The organism is Psychrobacillus sp. (assembly GCF_056205495.1).
In genome coordinates this window covers 1-3,764 of sequence record NZ_JBAEAP010000592.1, presented here as the reverse complement: position 1 = coordinate 3,764, position 3,764 = coordinate 1, and the positions used below count along the sequence as shown (strand labels likewise).

The 3,764-nt window shown below is 33.6% G+C and carries 4 protein-coding genes; all 4 read right to left on the bottom strand.

The window, feature by feature from the left end; translation table 11 throughout:
- Positions 1-47: 47 nt before the first annotated feature.
- Entirely contained in the window at positions 48-1,217 is a 1,170-nt protein-coding gene (locus AC06OU_RS16640; protein WP_475857268.1) for a competence protein CoiA, read from the bottom strand.
- A 183-nt stretch (positions 1,218-1,400) separates the two neighbouring features.
- Positions 1,401-2,066, bottom strand: coding sequence for an adaptor protein MecA (gene mecA / locus AC06OU_RS16635; protein WP_298466621.1), 666 nt, complete (start codon positions 2,064-2,066; stop codon positions 1,401-1,403).
- Positions 2,067-2,284: 218 nt separating this feature from the next.
- A complete protein-coding gene (gene spxA / locus AC06OU_RS16630) occupies positions 2,285-2,680 on the bottom strand; it encodes a transcriptional regulator SpxA (protein ID WP_053590237.1) in 396 nt (131 codons plus the stop codon).
- Positions 2,681-3,242: 562 nt separating this feature from the next.
- Positions 3,243-3,764: putative glycoside hydrolase (locus AC06OU_RS16625; RefSeq protein WP_475857266.1), on the bottom strand; the 522-nt coding region annotated here is incomplete at its 5' end.

Sequence of the window (3,764 nt, the reverse complement as noted above, 5' to 3'; positions counted from 1 at the left end):
TCTTCCTAAGACCGCTTGGCCTCCGACTTCGAACCAATTCTATTTTCTCAATTTTCAGCTCCTTTTGCAAGGAAATGGTCATAAAGTAAATTATGCATTTTGGTATAGTTACATGTATTATCTGGGTGAAGTTGTACCGGTATATCTAAGCACTCCAAGAGGACCTCTACATACGCTTTTAAAGCCTTTATCCGCATTACTAATCGATTAGGTTCCTTCCAACGGTGAACCAGTAGGAAATAGCGATAGTGTTGGTCGGTAATCGTGTCTAACGCCAGACTATTGCCATGTAAAAAATCAATCCACTGCAGCTGCCATTCACAGGCATGCTCATCAAATGCATCAGCTCCATGAGACGGTATTCCTATAAACAAAGGAAGATTTATAGGATTTATTCTCCACTTATAGCACACCTGTAAAAAGGGAGATTGAATACCTTTACGGTTATACAGATATAAATTTTTTAAGCGTTTCATTCTCTTATCTTGGTAGAGTTTTAAATAAGTCTGAAATTCTTGCTCAGTAATTGTTTTAACCATAGCTAAGGGCCATGTTTGCATAGTAATGGGTAGCGTATTAATTTTTACGAGAAAATGATTGGAATATAGATGAAGTAGATTAGAAATATAGGAAAAGGATTTTGTTTGAGGACAGTATGTGATTAGAACTTTACCATTCATACTATGATATAAAAGTTCTGTTTGAAAAGCAGAAATCTTCATGGAACCAATTTGCTGAAGGGGAAAATCTGGTGGATTAGGGGTTTTTAAAACCCAAAGTGGCTTGATATGGACCTGCGTATAGCCTTTATTACGTTTTCGAATAATACTAGGGGGTATTTTACTACATTGATACTCAAGTGCAACCTTTATATTGTCTGTAAAGATTAAAATATCTGGTCTTTGCTTAATTTCAAAAATAAATGGTTCCAAATTACAAGTTACTTTTTTACTTTGCAAAAAATCGTACAGTTGAATTTTCCCACTCAGATGATCTTCACTTTCCCCTTCTGAAAATGACCGTGCACAAACGGTATTTTGATGATGAGCAAAATGAGGTATTTTGATGCTGCCAACCTTTAAAATAAGCGTCTCTCTACATTCTGCACAATTAAAGACATTCTGTCTCATCATTTTTAAACTATCTCTTGAATAATGAGCTGGTATGAAGATTTCCCCGTCTTTTGTTAGGGCTGTTAATATGATAATCACCTCCATTCTTAATATACAAATAAAAGAAATAAAACACAATAATCAAAATCATAATGGTATGAGGTTAAAATTTTTCAAAACAAGAAAAGCGCAATCGCCTGTCTCTGCCCCGACAGGCAAATGGAAAAAAGCGAGGATTCAGAACTTCATAATTTCCTAAACAAAAAAAAACCTTCTCTTCAGAAGGTTTTAAAAATGTTTATTTAATTCTTCCATCACATTGGCTGCTATAATTTCTTTGCCATACTCTTGTATTATGTGAATTGTTGTTTTTGTACTTTGCCCAAACTCTGAAATAACACTCAACGTATTTAAAATAACTTCTAACTCCGCTATATCCATATCAAAAATTACGTGTAAGTAATATTTTTCATTATAATGATACAAAGAAGTGTCAAGATCTAAATCATCTAGTTTTTTGGACAATCCAATAACATCTTCAAAATTTTCGAATATAAAAGTATATTCTGCGGGTATTTCATCTAAGTCATCCATATAATTTGAAAAATCATCAAACTCATGTGGCCCCATGGAATTGGAGACAGCACTTTTAAATATCTTGTTTGATAAATCCTCTGCACTTAAGCTATCGTCTGATCGTTCATCTTTTGCCATTTCCGTTCGAGTGACAATCACTTCTAAACCTTTTTCCATCGCATGAACTTGTATCCATAATGGACCATCTAACTCCTCAAAATGATCGTCGTCATGAACCTCATCCATCATTTCCCAAAAAAGCTGCTCGCTCTTATCTTTATTAAACCAAATTTCATCTCGGCTGAAGCCTCTTTCTTCAATGTCGATGTATGAAATGTATACTTTGAAAGTGTTGTCATTGATGCGCTCGATATCCATTTAACACATCTCCTTTCGCTTCTTCCGCCTCATTATTGTAGTGTCTATTACTATTGTATGTTGTTTAATAAAAAAAGAAAAGGATTCCAGCTTCACTTTTAAAAATATTAATACAACTTTTTATGTTTTTAAAAATTATAACATGAGGCAAGAAAAACTAATAAAGAAAAGCTGATGATTTTCAAAATTTCTTTGAAAATCATCAGCTTAATCCTGAACTAATTCACAAGTCTTTGCGCTTCTAGTAATTGATACGCACGAACTTTTCTAGGTAAAAATCTACGAATTTCATCTTCATTGTATCCAACTTGTAAACGTTTTTCGTCTAATATGATAGGTCTACGAAGTAAACCTGGATATTCTTGAATCAATTCATATAACCTTTGAAGTGGTAGGCTTTCCACATCAACGTTTAATTTTTGGAATATTTTTGAACGAGTAGATATTATTTCGTCTGTACCGTCTTCGGTCATACGCAGTATTTCTTTAATTTCGCTGATACTTAATGGTTCAGAAAAGATATTTCTTTCTGTGTAAGGAATGTCATGCTCTTCTAACCAGGCTTTTGCTTTTCTACATGAAGTACAGCTTGGAGAAGTAAATAATGTAACCATCATATTAAAAAACACTTCCTCTCGATTGTTACTTGTGTTATATAAAGTAGATTATAATTAATTTAATGTAGTTTAGCACTTTTATAGTATACACTAATTAATAAGTATTTAAAATACATTTTTCCAGAATTTTTCTCACTTATAAAGAGTATTTACAATTTGTACATATAATGAACAACCTGATACATTTTTAGAATAATAATGTTTCTTTAATACAATGATACCCTTTTTTAAAAGCATTTAAACCATGTTTTCTAAAAAAATATTCATTCTCAATTAGCAGGTCTTTAATGAAAACAACTGTTACACTATATAGTACGTTTTTCATGAAAAAAAGTTTCATTTTATGTTGTAATTAAGCTCGGTTTACTCATATTTTAAAGTAAAATGATCGGATAGTCAGGTGGTTTGGATCCCACGTGCATCTATAGTTCTTAGCATCTGCAAAGAAGCATCCCCAAAACAGCAGATAGTAAAAAAAGTTCTTTAGATTTTACTTTCGTAAAATCTATGAAGCTTTTGAATTATTCTAAGTAGGGTTCTGTCCTAGCCACTTGTCCCATTAGTTAACTGGAGTATAATCTACACCTGGCGTATATTTATTTCCGGCATTCCATAATAAGAATTCGTTAATACCGGCTTCGTTTAATGCCTTTATTTGAGCCTCTACCTCGGTCTTACCATATGCTAAGTAATTCCCCTTACCTAGATAAGAAGCAGTAAAATCTTGTAACCAAGGTCTGGACACTGGAGGGTTTTCTAGCTCTCCTAGCTTGGCATTCTCAACCTTAGCGTATTCTTGGACAAGACGGTATGGTTCTAAATCCGGTTTCGCAATCCCGAAATAAGATGTCCAATGACTTGGATAAATCATGGATGAAATGACATCTACATTTTCCGATATCTTCGAGAAATTTTGTCCGATACCTGGAGCTTCTGGTAGTGTTGCGGAGTATCCAAATATATCAACAGACACTTGTACACCATATGGCTTTAATTTTTCTCTAGCATAAGCAACAAAGTCAGTTACTGCTGAAACTCTACGCTGGGTTGAATCCAACTCAGATGCCTCATATTTTCCCTT